This window comes from Vibrio sp. S17_S38, from assembly GCF_014694375.1.
GTDB lineage: Bacteria > Pseudomonadota > Gammaproteobacteria > Enterobacterales > Vibrionaceae > Vibrio.
In genome coordinates this window covers 111,437-129,860 of the sequence record NZ_JAAUWW010000006.1, presented here as the reverse complement: position 1 = coordinate 129,860, position 18,424 = coordinate 111,437, and the positions used below count along the sequence as shown (strand labels likewise).

General features: G+C 40.6%; 16 protein-coding genes. 10 read left to right on the top strand and 6 right to left on the bottom strand.

Translation table 11 applies throughout. From position 1 onward, the window contains the following. Positions 1 to 23: 23 nt before the first annotated feature. From mukF to mukB, 3 genes are read left to right on the top strand one after another with little or no spacing between them, the layout of a single operon-like run. Positions 24 to 1,376, top strand: coding sequence for a chromosome partition protein MukF (gene mukF, locus HC725_RS06760; protein ID WP_190331060.1), 1,353 nt, complete (start codon positions 24 to 26; stop codon positions 1,374 to 1,376). Positions 1,377 to 1,380: 4 nt separating this feature from the next. Then, positions 1,381 to 2,151, top strand: a complete 771-nt coding sequence (mukE, locus tag HC725_RS06755) for a chromosome partition protein MukE (protein WP_203219070.1) — start codon at positions 1,381 to 1,383, stop codon at positions 2,149 to 2,151. Continuing rightward, on the top strand, positions 2,148 to 6,608 hold the full coding sequence (gene mukB / locus HC725_RS06750) for a chromosome partition protein MukB (protein WP_190331058.1): 4,461 nt from the start codon (positions 2,148 to 2,150) through the stop codon (positions 6,606 to 6,608). Before mukE ends, mukB begins: the two co-directional genes overlap by 4 nt. Before the next feature lie 187 nt (positions 6,609 to 6,795). Here the strand turns inward: mukB and HC725_RS06745 are convergent, their stop codons facing one another. After that, positions 6,796 to 7,029, bottom strand: a complete 234-nt coding sequence (locus HC725_RS06745; RefSeq protein ID WP_190331057.1) for a TIGR02647 family protein — start codon at positions 7,027 to 7,029, stop codon at positions 6,796 to 6,798. A gap of 309 nt (positions 7,030 to 7,338) precedes the next feature. Between HC725_RS06745 and HC725_RS06740 the strand changes: the two genes are divergently transcribed. After that, positions 7,339 to 8,244 (top strand): manganese-dependent inorganic pyrophosphatase, encoded by a 906-nt coding sequence (locus HC725_RS06740; protein WP_190331056.1) that lies wholly within the window; start codon positions 7,339 to 7,341, stop codon positions 8,242 to 8,244. Positions 8,245 to 8,341: 97 nt separating this feature from the next. Continuing rightward, positions 8,342 to 8,731 (top strand): DUF2750 domain-containing protein, encoded by a 390-nt coding sequence (locus tag HC725_RS06735; protein ID WP_190331055.1) that lies wholly within the window; start codon positions 8,342 to 8,344, stop codon positions 8,729 to 8,731. 113 nt (positions 8,732 to 8,844) lie between these two features. Here the strand turns inward: HC725_RS06735 and HC725_RS06730 are convergent, their stop codons facing one another. From HC725_RS06730 to pspF, 5 genes are all read right to left on the bottom strand, one after another. Further along, positions 8,845 to 9,633: a peptide ABC transporter ATP-binding protein gene (locus HC725_RS06730; protein ID WP_190331054.1), complete on the bottom strand. Its 789-nt coding sequence runs from the start codon at positions 9,631 to 9,633 to the stop codon at positions 8,845 to 8,847. After that, a complete protein-coding gene (locus HC725_RS06725; RefSeq protein ID WP_190331053.1) occupies positions 9,630 to 10,625 on the bottom strand; it encodes a peptide ABC transporter ATP-binding protein in 996 nt (331 codons plus the stop codon). The genes HC725_RS06730 and HC725_RS06725 overlap by 4 nt, the downstream gene beginning before the upstream one ends. Continuing rightward, positions 10,625 to 11,512, bottom strand: coding sequence for an ABC transporter permease subunit (locus tag HC725_RS06720; protein ID WP_190331052.1), 888 nt, complete (start codon positions 11,510 to 11,512; stop codon positions 10,625 to 10,627). The genes HC725_RS06725 and HC725_RS06720 overlap by 1 nt, the downstream gene beginning before the upstream one ends. Next, complete coding sequence (locus HC725_RS06715) at positions 11,499 to 12,461, bottom strand: ABC transporter permease (RefSeq protein ID WP_190331051.1); 963 nt, start codon at positions 12,459 to 12,461, stop codon at positions 11,499 to 11,501. The genes HC725_RS06720 and HC725_RS06715 overlap by 14 nt, the downstream gene beginning before the upstream one ends. A gap of 177 nt (positions 12,462 to 12,638) precedes the next feature. After that, positions 12,639 to 13,721 carry a phage shock protein operon transcriptional activator gene (gene pspF, locus HC725_RS06710; RefSeq protein ID WP_190331050.1) on the bottom strand — a complete coding sequence of 361 codons (1,083 nt, stop codon included), beginning with the start codon at positions 13,719 to 13,721 and terminating at the stop codon, positions 12,639 to 12,641. Positions 13,722 to 13,910: 189 nt separating this feature from the next. Between pspF and pspA the strand changes: the two genes are divergently transcribed. The 5 genes from pspA to HC725_RS06685 all read left to right on the top strand — a co-directional run bounded on the left by pspA (position 13,911) and on the right by HC725_RS06685 (position 18,329). Then, positions 13,911 to 14,597, top strand: a complete 687-nt coding sequence (pspA, locus tag HC725_RS06705; RefSeq protein ID WP_190331049.1) for a phage shock protein PspA — start codon at positions 13,911 to 13,913, stop codon at positions 14,595 to 14,597. A 51-nt stretch (positions 14,598 to 14,648) separates the two neighbouring features. Beyond that, on the top strand, positions 14,649 to 14,867 hold the full coding sequence (pspB, locus tag HC725_RS06700; RefSeq protein WP_190331048.1) for an envelope stress response membrane protein PspB: 219 nt from the start codon (positions 14,649 to 14,651) through the stop codon (positions 14,865 to 14,867). Between the two features lie 3 nt (positions 14,868 to 14,870). Then, complete coding sequence (gene pspC, locus HC725_RS06695) at positions 14,871 to 15,257, top strand: envelope stress response membrane protein PspC (RefSeq protein WP_190331047.1); 387 nt, start codon at positions 14,871 to 14,873, stop codon at positions 15,255 to 15,257. 130 nt (positions 15,258 to 15,387) lie between these two features. Further along, positions 15,388 to 15,975: a DNA-3-methyladenine glycosylase I gene (locus tag HC725_RS06690; protein ID WP_190331046.1), complete on the top strand. Its 588-nt coding sequence runs from the start codon at positions 15,388 to 15,390 to the stop codon at positions 15,973 to 15,975. A gap of 293 nt (positions 15,976 to 16,268) precedes the next feature. After that, entirely contained in the window at positions 16,269 to 18,329 is a 2,061-nt protein-coding gene (locus tag HC725_RS06685) for a BCCT family transporter (RefSeq protein WP_190331045.1), read from the top strand. Positions 18,330 to 18,424 lie beyond the last annotated feature (95 nt).

Here is an 18,424-nt window from a genome sequence, read left to right as displayed (position 1 = left end):
AAATTGTATAAACAGGAACAAGAATGAGTGAAATAACTCAAGATGTTGTCGGATTAAATGTTAACCAACAACCATTAGATGAATTAGTTGGTTGGGTGAAGCAGCATGATTTTTCTTTGGATCTCACGACAGAACGATTGGCATTTTTAATTTCGATTGCCGTGCTGAGCCATGAAAAATTAGATGAAGAACTTGGTGAAGGTGAATTACACGATTCATTTAAAATTGTCACTCGTTTGTTTGAAGAGACTGGCGAAGCGTCTGCTTTCCGTGCCAATAACGCGATTAATGAGTTAGTTTCTCAACGACTGATCAGCCGCTTTGTCAGTGAAATGACCGATGGCGCCAGTATTTATCGTTTATCGCCACTTGGTATGGCAATTACCGATTATTATATTCGCCACCGTGAATTTTCAAAACTCAAACTGTCGATCCAGTTATCAATGGTGTCGGGTGAAATGTCTAAGGCGGTAAAATCCGCACAAGAAGCAACCACGATTGCGCAATGGCAAAAGAATGTATACGGCGTACTGAAATACTCAGTCAGCGAGATTTTTGATCGCATCGATTTAAATCAGCGTGCGATGGACGATCAACAGATCGAAATCAAACAACAAATTGCAGAGTTATTAAATCAAGATTGGCGTGAAGCGATCAGCAGTTGTGAAAGTTTGTTATCTGAGACTTCAAACACGTTAAATGAATTGCAAGATACGTTGCAAGCAGCCGGTGATGAGCTTCAAACCCAACTACTCGATATTCAACAATTGATTTATGGGCAAGAAGGTTTGGATCTTATTGATGCCATCTTATTTTCGCTACAAACGAAGCTCGATCGCATTATTAGTTGGGGTCAACAAGCAATTGATTTATGGATTGGTTACGACCGCCATGTGCATAAATTTATTCGAACTGCAATTGATATGGACCAGAACCGTGCCTTTAGTCAGCGGTTGCGTCAGTCAGTTACTGATTATTTTGATGCGCCTTGGTACATGGTGTACTCCGATGCAGAACGTCTGCGTGATATGCGTGATGAAGCGATGCTATTGCGTGATGATGAAGTGACTGGCTTTGTTCCCGATGAAGTCGAATATGAAGAATTAAGCGTGGTTGATGATGAACTTAGCCTGCGCGTAGAAGCGATGTTAAAAGCCCACCAAGAAACAGGGCAAGTCATCGATCTCGGTTTGGTATTGCGTGATTATTTATCTCAGCATCCTACCACTCAACATTTTGATCTAGCCAGAATGGTGGTCGATCAAGCGGTAAGAATGGGGTATTCCGAATCGGATTACCAAGCGATTCAACCGGATTGGCAAGCAATTAATAATTTTGGTGCAAAGGTACAAGCAAATGTCATCGATAAATACTGATTATATGGCGCCAGAAAGCGCAGACTCCTCTTTTCTTAAAGGGCATGAGAAAGATGTTTATATGCCTGAACAATTAATAAAAGCACTCTCAAATCCATTATTCCCAGCACTCGATAGCATGTTGCGTGCGGGTCGTCATATCTCAAGCGATGATATGGATAATCATGCATTCTTGATGGATTTTGATATTGAGCTATCGGCATTTTATCAACGCTATAATGCTGAACTTGTACGCGCTCCAGAAGGCTTCTTTTATTTACGTCCACGTTCTACTTCATTAATTGGGCGTAGCGTATTATCTGAACTTGATATGCTGGTAGGTAAAATTTTATGTTTCTTATACTTAAGCCCAGAGCGTTTGGCACATGAAGGTATTTTTACTAACCAAGAATTGTATGAAGAATTAATTAGCTTGGCGGATGAGAAAAAACTGATGCGTTTAGTGACAAATCGCGCCGCTGGCTCTGATCTGGACAAAGAAAAGTTATTCGAAAAAGTTCGCACTTCTCTACGTCGTTTACGTCGTATTGGTATGGTATTGCCTGTCGGTGATGATAATAAATTTCGTATTAGTGAAGCCGTATTTCGTTTCGGCGCTGATGTGCGTATTGGCGATGATGCTCGTGATGCACAGCTTCGCTTGATCCGTGATGGTGAAGCGGTGACAGATTTAAGCAAGGTGAACTCTGAGCAAGATAGACAAGATACTGAATCAGAAGAAACGTCAGCTTTAGCGTTAGAGACAGATGAGCAACAACAAGTAGGTGACTTATGATCGCACGAGGTAAATATCAATCACTCACGATGATCAACTGGAACGGTTTTTTTGCCCGTACTTTTGATATTGATGGTCTAGTGACGACACTTTCTGGCGGTAACGGTGCAGGTAAATCGACCACTATGGCGGCCTTTATTACCACACTTATTCCTGATCAAAGCCTTCTGCATTTTAGAAACACGACAGAAGCCGGAAGCTCGCAAGCATCTCGCGATAAAGGGTTATTTGGTAAGTTGCAACCCGGCAGCTGCTACGCCGCTTTAGATGTGGTGAACTCTCGTAATCAACGGTTATTATTTGCAGTCCGCTTACAACAAGTAGCAGGACGAGATAAGAAAGTCGATATCAAACCTTTCTTGATTCAAGGCCTGCCGAGCAACGTTAAACCGACCGATGTATTGATTGAAAATTTAGCCAATGGTCAAGCTCGCGTGCGTGGGTTCAATGAATTGAAAGATGTGGTGGCAAAATATGAAGGCGTGATCCTAAAAGCCTTCACATCGGTGTCAGATTATCACAGCCTCATGTTTGAAATGGGCGTATTGCCGAAGAAACTACGTAATACCGGCGATCGTTCTAAATTCTATCGTTTGATTGAAGCGTCGCTTTACGGCGGTATTTCCAGTGCCATTACTCGTTCATTACGAGACTATTTATTACCGCAAAATGGTGGCGTGAAAAAAGCATTCCAAGATATGGAATCGGCGCTGCGTGAAAACCGTATGACGTTAGAAGCGATTAAAACCACGCAAGCGGATCGTGATCTATTCAAACACTTGATCACTGAATCAACCAACTATGTTGCGGCTGATTATATGCGTCATACCAATGATCGTCGATCTAAACTTGATCAAGCGTTGGCACTACGTGGTGAATTAAATCAATCGAGCACAACACTACGTTCTCAAGTTCATTTATTAACACAGGTTCAATTTGAGCTGGAACAATTGGTGGATCAAGAATCTGGTCTTGAGCAAGATCATCAGGCTGCCTCTGATCATTTGCAATTGGTACAAACTGCGCTACGTCAGCAAGAAAAAATAGAACGTTATCAAGAAGATTTAGAAGAGTTAAATGAACGTTTAGAAGAACAGATGATGGTGGTGGAAGAAGCTGCTGAACAAGTCGCTATCGCAGAGGAACAAGCTGAGGTTTCAGAGCAAGAAGTTGATAGCTTAAAATCGCAACTGGCTGATTATCAGCAAGCGTTGGATGTGCAACAAACGCGTGCGTTGCAATACCAACAAGCGATACTAGCACTAGAAAAAGCTCAGAAATTGACTGATAACACACAGTTAAGCGCAGATATCGCTCAAGCTGAGTTATCCAGTTTAAAGCAACAAGAGAGTGAACAAACTTCAACCTTGCTTTCACTTAAGCATAAATTGGATATGTCATCCGCCGCCACCGAGCAATTTGAGCAAGCATTAGCGCTAGTGGAAAGTGTGGTTGGAAATGTGGCACGTACTGAAGCGCTATCTCAAGCTAAACAAGCGATCCAAAAAGCGCAGCAAGCTGAGCAATTGTTGCAAAATGAATCTCAATGGCGCGCGCAACATCGCGATCTTGAACGCAGCTTGAACGAACAATCACAAGCTGCCAATTTGGTAGAGGTTTACCAGAAGCAACATCAAGTTCGTCTTGATGATGAAATGGTATTAGAGCAAGAGCGTGAACGTCACTTGGATGTGATTGAAAGCGTAGAAATGGCGCAAGAAGAGTTACGTGATGTACGGGGTGATTGTCGTCGTAAGCAACAAGATGCCGAACATGATATTCAAACCTTACAAAAACAAGCCCCGGCTTGGATTGCGGCCAGTGAAGCATTAGAAAAAATTCAGCAGCAAACAGAGGCATCATTAACCGATAGTCATGCGGTGATGACGCAAATGCAACAAGTGCTTGAGCAAGAAAAGCAACAATCATTAGCGAAAGAACGTTTAGCGGTTCGTCGTGATGATCTTGAGACGAATATTGAGCATTTGTCGTCGCCATCTGGTTCGAACGATCCTCGCTTGAAAGGTCTGGCGGATACGTTAGGTGGCGTTTTATTATCTGAAATTTATGATGATATTGCGATTGAAGATGCGCCTTATTTCAGTGCGATGTACGGTCCATCTCGTCATGCGATAGTGGTTTCTCATTTAGATGGTATTAAAGATAAACTGCTTGAACTTGATGATTGTCCAGATGATTTATACATTATCGAAGGTGATGTTGATGCGTTTGATGACGGTGACTTTAACGCCGATGAACTTGATGGCGCGGTGTGCGTTCAGTTAAATGATCGTCAGCTACGTTATTCTCGTCTGCCTGAAACGCCATTGTTTGGTCGAGCGGCTCGTGAACAACGTCTAGAGCTTCTACGCGCAGAGCGTGATGAAGTAGCAGAAGAATATGCAAAGGCTGCCTTTGACTCACAAAAGCTACAACGTTTATACAGCAGTTATAACGAATTTGTGTCCAAGCATATTCATGTCGCTTTTAATGCCGATCCTGAACAACAACTGACGGATGTTCGTGATGGATTGAATCAAGTCCTTCGTCAATTGACTGATTTGGAAAATAAAGATCAACAACAGCGTAGCCAACTGCAAACCAGTAAACAAGCAGTCACTAGCCTGAATAAATTAGCGAGTGTGATGCATGTTATTGCCGATGATACTTTAAATGATCGCTTTGATGAGTTAAAAGAAAAGCTTGAAAATTTAAGTGAATATAAGCGTTTCATACAGCAACACGGCAAATCGGTTGAGCAACTGGCTCAGATTGTCTCGGCATTAGAAATAGATCCTGAACAATTTGATGCACTTAAAGCGAACTACGAGCAAGCAGATGAGCAATTACAGACGCTAAAAACTCAGATATTTGCCGTGGCGGATTTACATGAACGTCGTCATTATTTTGCTTATTCTGATTCGGTTAACTTGCTTGATCAAAGCAGTGAGTTAAGTGAACAGCTAAAAATAAAATTGACGCAAGCGGAGCAAAATAAACTTCGTGGTCGTGAATCTTTCAAACAAGCTCAAGCCCAGCTTAATCAATATAATCAATTGCTCGCTTCGCTTAAATCCTCACATCAAGCGAAATTAGAAACGGTACAAGAGTTCAAACAAGAGCTACAAGATTATGGTGTCACACCTGACTTTGGTGCGCTGGAGCGAGCAGAAGAACGCAAAACAGCCTTGTATGAACGTGTGCAAATTTCACGCCAGCGTAAGAGTGAATTTGAACGCACACTCACGGCAACTGAGCTCGAAATGAAAGCGCTTACCAAACGCGTGAAAAAAATTGAAAAAGATTATCAAGACCTACGTAAATTTGTCGTTAATGCTAAAGCCGGCTGGTGTAGCGTTATGCGAATTGCACGTTTAAATGATGTTGAACGCCGTTTGCACCGTCGTGAACTGGCTTATTTATCCGATAACGAGCTACGTTCTATGTCAGATAAATCATTAGGTGCATTGCGTTTAGCGGTTTCAAATAATGAGACGTTACGTGATGCATTGCGCCTGTCGGAAGATAATGCTCGCCCTGAAGGTAAAGTATTATTTTACGTGGCGGTATATCAGCATCTGCGTGAACGTATTCGTCAAGATATCATTCGCACGAACGATCCAGTCGAAGCGATTGAAGAAATGGAAGTGGAGCTAGCACGTTTAACCGAAGAGTTGACCTTGCGTGAAAATCGTTTGGCGATAAGTTCGGGCTCTGTTGCTAGTATTATCAAGAAAACCATTCAGCGTGAGCAAAACCGTATTCGCATGCTTAACCAAGGTCTATCTAACATTGCCTTTGGTCAAGTGCGTGGAGTACGTTTGAATGTCGGTATTCGTGAAAGTCACGAAACGTTATTGCTGGGCTTGGCTGAGCAGCAAGATCAACATCAAGATTTATTTGATAATCCACGTTTAACCTTCTCTGAGGCGATGGCGAAATTGTTCCAACGCGTCAATCCGCACATCGATATGGGTCAACGATCACCGCAAATTTTAGGTGAAGAATTACTCGATTATCGTAATTACCTAGAATTAAGTATCGAGGTTAATCGTGGCTCAGAAGGGTGGTTACAAGCAGAATCTGGCGCGTTATCAACGGGTGAGGCAATTGGTACTGGCCAATCTATTCTGTTGATGGTTATTCAAAGTTGGGAAGAAGAATCTCGACGCTTACGCAGTAAAGATATTGTGCCGTGTCGTTTGCTCTTCTTGGATGAAGCGGCCCGTTTGGATACCAAATCCATCAATACCTTGTTTGAGTTGTGCGATCGTTTGGATATGCAATTACTTATTGCTGCGCCAGAGAACATCAGCCCAGAGAAAGGGACGACTTATAAACTGGTACGTAAAGTGTTCAAAGATCACGAACATGTACACGTTGTCGGTCTTCGTGGTTTTGGTAATGCGCCCAAGGCACAAACGGATGAAAGTGAAGTACTGGAAACCGTTGAATAAGATTTGGTATAACATCGGAATAAGCGCTTCAGTATTTACTGAGGCGTTGATGTTAATCCATTCAATTCAGACTCATACTTTTATAAGGTTGATATAAAAAAATGCCGCTGCACTTTGCAATAAAAACGTCGCAATAAGAACGTTCCAATAAGAAAGTGAAACGGCAGTTTTCTATTAATGAGTAGAATTAAGCGGACAAAACATGCAGTAATTTTAATGCATGCTCAGAGGCCTCAATACCTTCATCCGTTAAGTAACCACCATCAGGCAGTGTGCATAAATTTTTCTCAAATAAGTTTTTTACTGCGGCTTGTAATTCAGGCTCTGCATCACCACGAACTTTGATTCCCGTTTGCAGGCTTTTTGGGTCAAATTGTAGTAATAAGTTTAACTCAGCAACATTCTCAATTTTAAATTTCATAGTGTTTCCTTAGCTTTAATCATGCTTATACAATAGGTTGCAACCCTACAATTTAGCAAGCAGTAAAGAGTGCTTTTGATGGTTTGTTCACTCTAAATTGTGTTGAGTGTTGATTATTACAGCAAAAGTAGTTTGAGCTGTTTTTGTGAGTGCCAATTTGTCATAAATTACAGGGCTTATTTACCCACAAGCGATGACAAACTTTGAAATTCAGGTAAAGTGTCACCCCAAATTATCTTTGATAGCTTGAGTCGCGTTTTCAATATCGCGCACTGAGGCTGCCTTATCAACGTTGTTATAGGAACTTCCATGATCCAAGTAGTCGGCCATAAAAATCCAGATAGTGACAGCATTTGTAGCGCATTAGTCGCAACTGAACTTTTAAAAGCTCGTGGCTTAGAAGCTAAAGCTGTGCGTCAAGGTGAACTGAACCGTGAAACTCAATATATTCTTGAGCAAGCAGGTGTAGAGCAACCTGAAATGTGCATGGGTGTGGCAGGGCAGAAAATTTGGTTGGTAGACTATACCGATCTCGCACAAGCACCGGATGATATTGCAGAAGCCGAAGTGGTGGGTATTGTTGACCATCACCGTTTAGGCGATGTAATGACGGTTAACCCATTAGAAGCCTGGATTTGGCCAGTAGGGTGTACTTGTACGATTCTTTTTAATCTATTTAAAATGGAAGAAACCGAAATTACAAAACCGCTAGCGGTACTTATGATGTCGGCTATTCTTTCAGATACAGTTGGCTTTGCTTCTCCAACTTGCACTCCAAAAGATGAAGTTGCAGTAAAAGCATTGGCTGAAATTGCAGAGATTGAGAACTTAAACGAATTTATTAAAAACTTACTTATTGCTAAAACCGATATCGAAGGTTTGACGGCAGCGCAGTTAGTTGAGAAAGATTTAAAAGCGTACCCATTCAATGGGCGTGATGTTGTAGTTGGCCAAGTTGAGCTAGCGACAATGGAACAAGTTGACGGCATGCTGGATGACTTAAATGCGGATCTTGAGCGCCGTTGTCAAGAAGATGGTTTAGCATTTGCAGCGCTTATGTTGACGGATATTACCACCAGCACCACTGAGCTTTTGTTCAAAGGGGAGTGGTCAACTAAACTTGAGAAGCATGTGAAGAATGGTTCTTTAATGATGGAAAATACATTAAGCCGTAAAAAACAAGGTTGGCCTTGGCTACAAGGTGAGCTAGTTTAATATACTCTTCATACTTGAATATAATAATGAATGAACAAAAAGGTGAGGAATACTCGCCTTTTTTATTGTCTTTTAGTTCCAATAAATGAGGTGACTTATGTCTCAAGCATTAGATGCAGCAACAATCGAGTCGATCAATAATTACGATAGTGAAAAGCGTTTTCAATATTGTATTAAAGAAGTGGTAGAGAATCGTCAAATTTGGATCTTGGTCGATGAAGATGGTTGTGTGATGCTCAATACCGAAGATGAAGATTGTGTGCCTGTCTGGCCAAATCAAGAATTTGCACAAGCTTGGGCGACAGGTGATTGGGAAGAATGCCAGCCTGAAGCGATCTCATTAAATAAGTGGCATAGTCGTTGGAGTCATGGATTGGCTGATGATGATTTATCGGTCGTTGTCTTTCCTAATTCGGATCAGGAAGGTGTGATTGTTTTTCCCGACGAATTTGATTTTGAATTGAAAAAACAAGCTCAAAAGCGTTAAGCATAATTGATATACTTCATTGATATGAGAGCTGGTTTGATTGCTTTGTAAGCTATTGTTATTGATGTACAACTCGACAGGGAAAGTTCAATACTTTCCTTGTCGTAGTTCCGTTATCTAATATGATTTGGCGCACTATGGAAGTGGTTGTCAATTAATCTCTGGCTAATTGGGTGCTGAGGATTATCAATGATCTTTAATGTATCACCCGATTCGACCACTTCACCTTCATGCATCACGATTAATTTATCCGTAATGTGTTTAATCACACCAATGTGCTGAGACACGTACACAAACGATAATCCCATCTCTTCTTGTAGTTCTAGAAATAGATTGATGATCTGCGAGCGCATTGCCATGTCTAGTCCATTTAATGCTTCATCTGCAATAATTACGGAAGGTTGAAGTACGATGGCTCGTGCAAGGCAAACTCTCTGCTTTTGCCCTGTGGCGAGCATTTGAGGGTAAAAATAAGCATGCTCTGGCAATAATCCTACTTTAAGTAGCGTTTCTTTTACCCGCAAGATCCTAGCTTCCGGTGACATTTGAGTATTTCGTTTGAGTGGCTCTTCTAAGATTCGACCAATTTGAATTCGAGGATTTAGTGAAGTATTCGGATCTTGAAAAATCATTCGTATCAGTTTACAGCGGGTCGAATAGTCTTTATTAAATAAACGCTCACCATTAACAAATATCTTTCCATGGCTTGGTTCAACCACACCCGCTAGCATCTTGGCTAAAGTCGATTTACCTGAACCATTTTGGCCGATAATACCTAAAGTTTGTCCGGCTTCTAATGTAAAGGAAATAGGTTTAACTGCTTGTTGTTTTTGGCGGCGGAAAAGGCCTGAACGAGTGACGAAATTTTTTGATAAATCGATCACTTCTAGTAGAGCACTCATTGTGGTTTATCCATATTTAATGGGAAGTGACAGCTGAACTTATGCGACTTTATTTTCACTCTCTGAGGTACATTTACACATTCGGTTTGTGCATAAGGACAACGAGGACCTAGGCGGCAACCGATTGGTAGGTGTTGTAATGGAGGAATGGAACCGGGTAATGAAGGCAAACGGCTTTTATGCGGGATCCATTGGTTAAAATCTGGCATAGCATGCAAAAGTGCCACGGTATAAGGATGTTTGGGTGCATTGAGGATATCTTGAGTTTTGGCGGACTCAACTGATTGGCCACAATACATGACGGTGATTTGAGTTGCCCATTGGGTAATGGTCGTTAAGTCATGTCCAATCAGCATAATAGTGAGATTGTTCACTTGATTCATTCGGCTGAGTAAACGCAAGATCTGTGATTGTGTAATAGGATCTAAATCATTAGTAGGTTCATCGGCAATAAGCAATTTAGGTTTAGAGGCAATAGCCATCGCAATCATAATCTTCTGGCATTGCCCATCGGTAAGCTCATAAGGATAAGATCCCATGACTTGACGATGATCTTTTATGCCCACTTTATGTAATAGTGCTTTTGCTAATTTATGACGCCAATGCCAACGTTGCCACCATTTACCTTCAAAAGATGAAGAGGGAATGGATTCACGTAGTTGATGACCGACTTCTTCTGAGGGGTCTAAGCAACTGCTGGCTTCTTGATAAATAACAGAAATATCACGAGCAATCACTCGACGACGCTCTTTTGCGTTGAGCTGTAAAAGGTCTATTTTTCCAAGTCTCATTCTATCCGCTGAAATGATCCAGTTATCTTTGGTTAGCCCAACAATAGCTTTCGCCACCAGACTTTTACCTGAGCCTGATTCACCAACCAAGCCACGAATTTCACCTTCGTTTAAAGTTAAGCTCATTCTATCCACGGCTTTAACTGTACCGTGTGGCGTTTCTATTTCAATGGTGAGATTTCGAATATCTAATAATGGCATTATTCTGTCCCCGCACTTAGAGCATTACGGATACCTTCGCCCATTAAGTTGACGACAATGACAGCAAACATAATAAATAATCCGGGTAAGGTCACGGTCCAAGGGGCTATATAAATCAGATCAACGGCATTACCTAGCATTGCTCCCCATTCAGGTGTTGGATCTTGAGCGCCTAAACCTAAGAATCCAAGGGCACTAATGTCGAGAATTGCCATGGATATTGCCATTGTTACTTCGGCTGCAATGACGGTAGATAAGTTAGGTAAAATTGAACTCCACAAAAGATGAAAAGCATTAGCACCATCTAAGCGAGCAGCAATGTTGTAATCTTTGGCAATTTCAGCATTCACTGCTAAATAGATCGAGCGAATAAATCTAGGGATCAAAGCCAAACATATGGCTAATAAAATATTGAACTCACCGGCACCGAGAAAAGCGACAAAAATGATGGCTAATAGAAGTGTTGGAATCGACATAACGGTATCAAGCAAGTGGTTTAATGTGCTCGAAAGCAAGCCTTTGGTCATACCTGCAAAAATACCGATGGCGCAACCAATAACCGTTGCGATGAAAGTAATGAGAAGACCATAACCAAAAGTGAGTTGTGTTCCAACTAATAAGCGCGACAAAATATCACGACCAAAATTATCGGTGCCAAGAAAATATTCAACACTGCCGTTATGGCTCCAAGACAGTGGTTGAAGAATGTGACGCGTTTGGTCAAATGGACCATGCGGTGCAATCCAACCAGCAGATAGAATAATGATCACTAAAGCTACAAAGCACCAAAGGGCGAACATAGCCAAGCTATTACTGCGGTAATTGCGCCAAAAACGTTCAAATTGACTTGGGATATGTTCTTCTTGATAGATGTTATTTGACAACATGCCATTGTTTCCTTATCAGTGGATTAACAAGAGCACCCAATAAATCAGATAATATATTGGCCATCAGTACAAAAGCAGCCACTGTAATAACACCTGCTTGAATGGAAACGTAATCTTTATTATCTAACGCTTCAAGTAACCAACTGCCAATGCCAGGCCAATGGAAAATAGACTCAGTAATAATGGCATAAGTCAGCATACTCGCTAGCTGAACACCAACTTTAGGGATGATGGGTGGAATGGCGTTGCGTAAAACATGCTGAAAAATGATTTCAAAAGTAGATAAACCACGCGTTCTAGCGGCTCGAATGTAGTTTTGCTTGCGGATGTCTGCAACCGAAGCTCTCATAAGGCGGATAACTTCAGTGGTGGGTGGCAGTGCTAATACTAAACATGGTAGAAGTAAATGGAGTGCGATACTACGCAAGGCTTCCATTCTCATAGGGCCATCACTTAAAAGAGTGTCGAGAACAGCAAAGCCAGTTATATATTCAACGTGATAAGCCAAATCGTATCGGCCAGAGACAGGTGTTATTCCCATGTTTAATGAGAAGACCATTATCATCATAAGTGCAAGCCAAAATATCGGCACCGAGTAACCGACCATTGAACTAAAAGAAATGATTATATCGGTTGGCTTTCCTTGACGCATACCAGCAAGCGTACCAATTGGAATGCCAATCGCCAAAGCAAGAACCATTGCAAAAATACAGAGTTCTAAAGTCGCAGGGAAAACGACTTTTATCTCTTCAATAACAGGAACTCCGATGCCATTAGTGCCAAAATCTAGTTGTAATAGCTGCTGTAAATACTCTAACCAGCCTTGAAAAAAAGGCTGCATAGCCGCGGGTGATGCGGAGTCAAGTCGCAATATACTAAAGCCAACTAAGGTGATAATAAGTAGCGTAATGATAAATAAGTTAATTCGTCGTAACGTATAAACGAACATTTATAGGTTCCTTACTACGAGCCTTATAAACTTCAATAAGCTTAGGGCTGATGAGCGTAGTTTATGGTGAATTTTTGCGTATCAGAGATCATAACGAATTTCGCCTTGATTGTCTCGAATTGTAATCGCCTATATTACGTCTCTCATCAAGTATGCAATCTCTAAACATTCGAGTAATTATAAGGTTTTAGGTGAGATATTGTGCTTTTTCAACATGCCTCTTAATTGATGATAACTTACTCCGAGCAATTGCGCGGCATTACGCTGGTTAAACTTAGCGTGTTCTAAGGCCAAGTGGAGTAGTTGAATGTCTTGGTTGGCTTGCCACTGTTTATAGTCGATAGGAAAACGTATATCTTTAACTTGTTGACTTATATTAATATTATCTGAGTTTTCTGTGGGTGAAAACGAAGGGAGAGCAACATCTTTATCTATCCTCGAAATAGTTGAGTTTTCCAATGAACTTAAAGTGACGGCGTCACTAGTTTGGTGTGGTGTAATAAAAGGATTGAATATGATGTCATTGATGGGGCCTTCTGCATTGCCGTGTTGATAGACAGCGCGTTCAATTACATTTTTGAGTTCACGAATATTCCCCGGCCATGAATAGGAAATTAATGTTTGTTGAGCTTTTTGACTTAAACCGGAGAACATCTCAAAGCTGAGTTCTTGACACATTTGAATCGCAAAATGTTCCGCTAGTAATAAAATATCATCAACACGTTCACGTAAAGGTGGAAGATGTATTACATCAAAAGCTAGCCTATCTAATAAATCGGCGCGAAATTTACCTTGTTGTGCGAGTTCAGGAAGGTTGGCATTGGTTGCACAAACTACACGAACATCTGCCATCAAGGTTTTGCTGCCTCCAACGCGTTCATATTCACCATATTCAATCACTCGTAATAGTTTTTCTTGCACACTCATTGGAGCTGTTGCTAGCTCATCTAAAAATAATGTGCCTTGCTCGGCGCGCTCAAATCGACCTTTATGTTGATTTTTAGCACCTGTAAAAGATCCTGACTCATGACCAAATAATTCAGAATCAATCAGACCTTCGCTAAAAGTTGAGCAATTTAAGTTGATTAAAGGTTGTCTCCAACGTTTTGAAAGGTAGTGCAAACGTTGAGCTATGAGTTCTTTTCCTGTTCCTCGCTCACCGATAATAAGAATGGGACGTTCTATTGCCGCTAATTGAGAGGTTTTATCTAAAGCCGCGAGAAAGTGGGCAGATTGTCCGATTAAATTCTGTGGTTTCATCTATATCACCTGCGATTATTGTCAATAAATAAGTATTTAGACCAATAGTTAGTGATATTAATCATATCAGCTATTTGGGAAAGAATATAACATCAGTTATCATATTGATTTATATGTAAAACATTGTTGGCACGAATTATGTATTACTCCAAGTATCACAAGTACTAATTTATAGAGAGGAACATAATCATGGGTATTTTTTCACGTTTTGCGGACATCGTTAATTCCAATATCAGCGCTTTATTAGATAAAGCTGAAGATCCAGAAAAAATGATCAGGCTAATTATTCAAGAAATGGAAGACACACTTGTTGAAGTTCGTACTCATTCAGCCAAATCACTTGCTGATGATAAAGAGCTTTCGAGACGTATTTTATTCTTACAAGAACAAGTGAAAAACTGGCAGGCTAAAGCTACGCTGGCATTGACTAAGCAGAGAGACGATTTGGCTCGTGCGGCTTTGATTGAAAAGCAAAAATTGGATGATATTCTAAAAGACTTAGCCAACGAGAAAACATTATTGTCGGAATCGATAGAGAAATTAAGTTCAGAAATTAACAAGCTAGAAAGTAAAATTACGGAAACCCGCGCACGTCAGCAATCAATTATAACCCGTAAACAAACGGCCACTCATCGTCGTGATATAAAAAAACAGCTGAACACCGGAAAAACGGAAGAGGCGATGTCTAAATTTGCTCAATATGAGCGTAAAATTGATGAATTAGAAGCCGAAGCCGACAGCTATGATTTAGGTGCAAAAGGGAAAAGTCTTGATCAAGAATTTGCAGAGCTACAAGCGGATGATGAGATTGAAAAAGAGTTAGAAAAGCTCAAGCAAAGTATGCAAGCTAAATCCAATGTACAAGATAGTCAGTAGTGCTATGGTTCTTATTGAAGGTTTCAGAATAGAAGAGAGTAGGAGCTATATATGATGACATTTCTTGCCACGCCATTAGTGGTATTTATGATTTTCGTCGCCCCTTTATGGCTAATCTTGCATTATCGCAGTAAGCGCAAAGTGTCGACTGGATTATCTGGTGAAGAACTTGAGAAGCTGAAGCAGTTAGCTGAAAAAGCCGAAACGATGCAAGCACGAGTTAAAACGTTAGAAAAAATATTGGATGCTGAAGCGCCAAATTGGAGGTAGTGAATGTCTAAAAAGTCATTTTATAGAGAACCGACAACGGGAAAAATTGCGGGTATTTGCGCGGGAATTGGCCGTTATTTTGGTGTTGAAGTGTGGTGGATCCGGATTCTGGCGGTCTCTGTTTTTTTATTGGGTGGCTATTTGTTAGTGGTTTTTGCTTATATCGGTGTTTGGTTAATGGTTGATAAGCGTCCCGTTTCTTTATATGAAGAAAGTCATGCAGAAGATCATACTTTAAAAAGCAAACCGTGGCAGGCAGGAAAAGTACCTTCTGAATTGTTGGTGGATCTGGACACTGAATATCAACAAATTGAAGTTAAACTTCGTAAGATGGAAGCTTATGTCACTTCAGATGCTTACAAAGTGAATAAAGAATTTAACCAGATGTAGTCACTGATTTCACTCGTCATATTACAGTAATAAAAAATCTCTGAAATGAGCTAATCTGTCAGAGATTTTTTGGTTTTTAATCCTTTTAGTTTCTTACCATCTTTTTACGTTTAATTTATAGGAATATTTCATGGCAGAGCAACAAGACACAACATGCGGTTGGGCAATGAAGCACGATAATGAGCGTGAATATCATGATCAAGAGTGGGGAGTACCTGTTTATGATGACTCTAAATTGTTTGAATTTATTTGTTTGGAAGGAGCACAAGCAGGGTTAAGTTGGCGGACAATTTTGAATAAAAGAGCCGGGTATATTGCCGCCTTTGAATGTTTTGATATCGAAAAACTCGCACAATACGATGAACAACGAGTGCCTTTTATTATTGAAAATTATGATGTGGTAAAACATAAAGGAAAAATTGCCTCTGTGTTTTCCAATGCACGAGCCGCAATTGAATTACAAAAAGAGTACGGTTCATTATCTGCGGCATTATGGCAATTTGTTGATGGAAAACCGCTTCAACCTCAACGCCAAAGTATGGATCAAATCCCTGCGATAAGTGATGAATCTAAAGCATTAAGTAAATTTTTAAAAAAGCGAGGCTTTAAATTTATGGGGGAAACCATTTGCTATGCTTTCATGCAAGCCGTTGGAATGGTTAATGACCATGTGGTTTCCTGTCCTTGTTACCCGAATCTTCATTCTGTAAAAAACTAAATAGTCCTGAAAAATATAAATATTAATAGCCGATTTTAATGTTGCATTAGTGTTGATTATCATTAGCTCTGCCGACGCCTGCTATGTAAACATTTATCCTGTCTATTTATAATCAATATTTTAGGCGTAATAAATAATCACTTAATTTTAATGTGGTTATATTTTTTCCTTTGGGGTAGAAATTCACAACCGCTCTTTGTATGCTAGCTTCATGCTGCAATTTTTCACTCATTATTATTAAACGTAATTGGATGTTGAGTGGAGATTGCATTTTTTGTTATTAGGAGAACAACATGGACGTGAAAGCAGAAAAAAGGTCCTCGACGGTATTAGTTCCCGTCTTTATACCCGCAGTTATTGTAATCGCATTAATTGTGATTGGAACCATAAGTAATCCAGCACGAGCAGGTGTTTTTTTCTCAGATATCTTATCGGCCGTTACAACTAATTTTGGCTGGTTTTATATGTTGTCTGTGGCGATCTTTTTGGTCTTCATTATTTGTGTCGCAGTCAGTAAATGGGGAGAAATTAAATTAGGCCCAGATCATTCGGAACCTGAGTATAGCTTTCCTGAGTGGTTCGCGATGCTGTTTTCTGCGGGTTATGGTGTAGCACTGCTCTTTTTTGGCGTAGCAGAACCAGTTCTTCATTATGCATCACCACCAACCGGGCCTGCGTTAACAGTTGATGCTGCGCGCCAAGCCATGCAAATCGCATTTTTCCACTGGGGTTTTCATATCTGGGCTATTTATGGCTTAGTGGGTTTAGCATTGGCATACTTTGCATTCCGTCATGGGTTACCGTTATCAATGCGCTCAACCTTATATCCAATAATTGGTGATAAAATTCACGGTCCGATGGGGCATGCGGTTGATGTATTTGCCATTCTCGGTACGTTATTTGGTATTGCGACTACGCTTGGTTTATCAGTTACGCAAATTAATACCGGTTTGAATTATCTGTGGCCTGAAATTCCCATTAATAGCACGGTTCAGATCATTGCGATTACGGTGATAACCTTGTGTGCTATGGCCTCTGTGGTTGCAGGTATGGATAAAGGTGTTAAAAATTTATCAATACTTAACATGGTGCTTGCGATTGCTTTAATGGTGTTTGTTTTTGCTGTCGGTCCGACAATTTTCATCTTGAATACTTTCATGCAAAACACAGGAAATTATTTGAGCAATATTGTTGAACGTACCTTTAACCTTCAAGCTTATACATCAAGCGATTGGATTGGTAACTGGACCTTGTTTATCTTCGGTTGGACAATTGCGTGGTCACCATTTGTGGGGCTATTTATTGCGAAAATAAGCCGTGGACGTACTATTCGCCAATTTGTTGTTGGTGTAATGGTCGTTCCTACCATCTTCACGTTCCTATGGTTTTCTGTTTTTGGTGACACTGCGTTGCATATGATCATGGTGGATGGTTACACGCACATCATCAGTGAAGTGCAAAATAACAATGCGATTGCGCTGTTTAAATTATTTGAACGTTTACCTATGACGTCTATCATTTCATTCTTGACCGTGATCCTAATTGTGACTTTCTTTGTGACATCATCAGATTCCGGTTCATTAGTGATTGACTCACTAGCTTCGGGCGGGGTTCAGGAAACTCCAATCTGGCAACGTGTTTTTTGGGTCTCAACGGAAGGTGTCGTCGCGGCTGTTTTATTGCTTGCCGGTGGTTTAGGCGCTTTACAAACCGCGACTATTGTTAGTGCATTACCCTTTGCTATTATTATGCTGATCGCCATGTTTGGCATGATTAGAGCTTTACGCATAGAAGGGCACCACGAAGACAGTCAGCAACAGTATATGCAAATGCAGCAATCGAATACGCCGTCAGGGAAAGGATTGTGGAAGAAGCGTTTGGCAAATTTAGTTGATTTTCCATCTCGAGATTCTGTTGAAAAGTTCATTAGCGTAACGGCTTTAAACAGTATGAAGCGTGTAGAGCAAGAGCTAGAAGAACAAGAGTGGGAAGCGGAAGTTACCTTTGATGAAGAACTATGCCGCGCGCACTTTGAAGTGTTCAAAGAAGGTCAGGTTGAGTTTATTTATGAGATCCGTTTACGTGGTTATGAAATGCCAGAGTTTGTGAGTTCGGAAGCTAATGAACCATTAGATGAGTATTATTACCGCGCGGAAGTGTTCTTGCGTCGTGGTGGTCAAGCTTATGATGTGTATAACTATGAGTCACAAGATATTATCAATGACATTTTGAATCAGTTTGAGCGTTATCTGCATTTCATTCATATCTCTCCAGGTATTCTACCGTGGAATATGGAAGAACATGATGATGATATTCCACCTGAGCAACCAGATGTAGAGCCAGAAAAGGCTTAATTTACATGGTGTAAAACCAATATAATGAGTTAAGGCCCTATTTTTATAATAGGGCCTTTTTTGTTTATTTTTAATGATTAGCTCATTTGGTGTTG

What these genes read in the sequence shown, in the direction of transcription:
- mukF (WP_190331060.1), top strand. Translation starts at nt 24, where the DNA reads ATGAGTGAAATAACTCAAGATGTTGTCGGATTAAATGTTAACCAACAA.
- mukE (WP_203219070.1), top strand. Translation starts at nt 1,381, where the DNA reads ATGGCGCCAGAAAGCGCAGACTCCTCTTTTCTTAAAGGGCATGAGAAA.
- mukB (WP_190331058.1), top strand. Translation starts at nt 2,148, where the DNA reads ATGATCGCACGAGGTAAATATCAATCACTCACGATGATCAACTGGAAC.
- HC725_RS06745 (WP_190331057.1), bottom strand. Translation starts at nt 7,029, where the DNA reads ATGAAATTTAAAATTGAGAATGTTGCTGAGTTAAACTTATTACTACAA.
- HC725_RS06740 (WP_190331056.1), top strand. Translation starts at nt 7,339, where the DNA reads ATGATCCAAGTAGTCGGCCATAAAAATCCAGATAGTGACAGCATTTGT.
- HC725_RS06735 (WP_190331055.1), top strand. Translation starts at nt 8,342, where the DNA reads ATGTCTCAAGCATTAGATGCAGCAACAATCGAGTCGATCAATAATTAC.
- HC725_RS06730 (WP_190331054.1), bottom strand. Translation starts at nt 9,633, where the DNA reads ATGAGTGCTCTACTAGAAGTGATCGATTTATCAAAAAATTTCGTCACT.
- HC725_RS06725 (WP_190331053.1), bottom strand. Translation starts at nt 10,625, where the DNA reads ATGCCATTATTAGATATTCGAAATCTCACCATTGAAATAGAAACGCCA.
- HC725_RS06720 (WP_190331052.1), bottom strand. Translation starts at nt 11,512, where the DNA reads ATGTTGTCAAATAACATCTATCAAGAAGAACATATCCCAAGTCAATTT.
- HC725_RS06715 (WP_190331051.1), bottom strand. Translation starts at nt 12,461, where the DNA reads ATGTTCGTTTATACGTTACGACGAATTAACTTATTTATCATTACGCTA.
- pspF (WP_190331050.1), bottom strand. Translation starts at nt 13,721, where the DNA reads ATGAAACCACAGAATTTAATCGGACAATCTGCCCACTTTCTCGCGGCT.
- pspA (WP_190331049.1), top strand. Translation starts at nt 13,911, where the DNA reads ATGGGTATTTTTTCACGTTTTGCGGACATCGTTAATTCCAATATCAGC.
- pspB (WP_190331048.1), top strand. Translation starts at nt 14,649, where the DNA reads ATGATGACATTTCTTGCCACGCCATTAGTGGTATTTATGATTTTCGTC.
- pspC (WP_190331047.1), top strand. Translation starts at nt 14,871, where the DNA reads ATGTCTAAAAAGTCATTTTATAGAGAACCGACAACGGGAAAAATTGCG.
- HC725_RS06690 (WP_190331046.1), top strand. Translation starts at nt 15,388, where the DNA reads ATGGCAGAGCAACAAGACACAACATGCGGTTGGGCAATGAAGCACGAT.
- HC725_RS06685 (WP_190331045.1), top strand. Translation starts at nt 16,269, where the DNA reads ATGGACGTGAAAGCAGAAAAAAGGTCCTCGACGGTATTAGTTCCCGTC.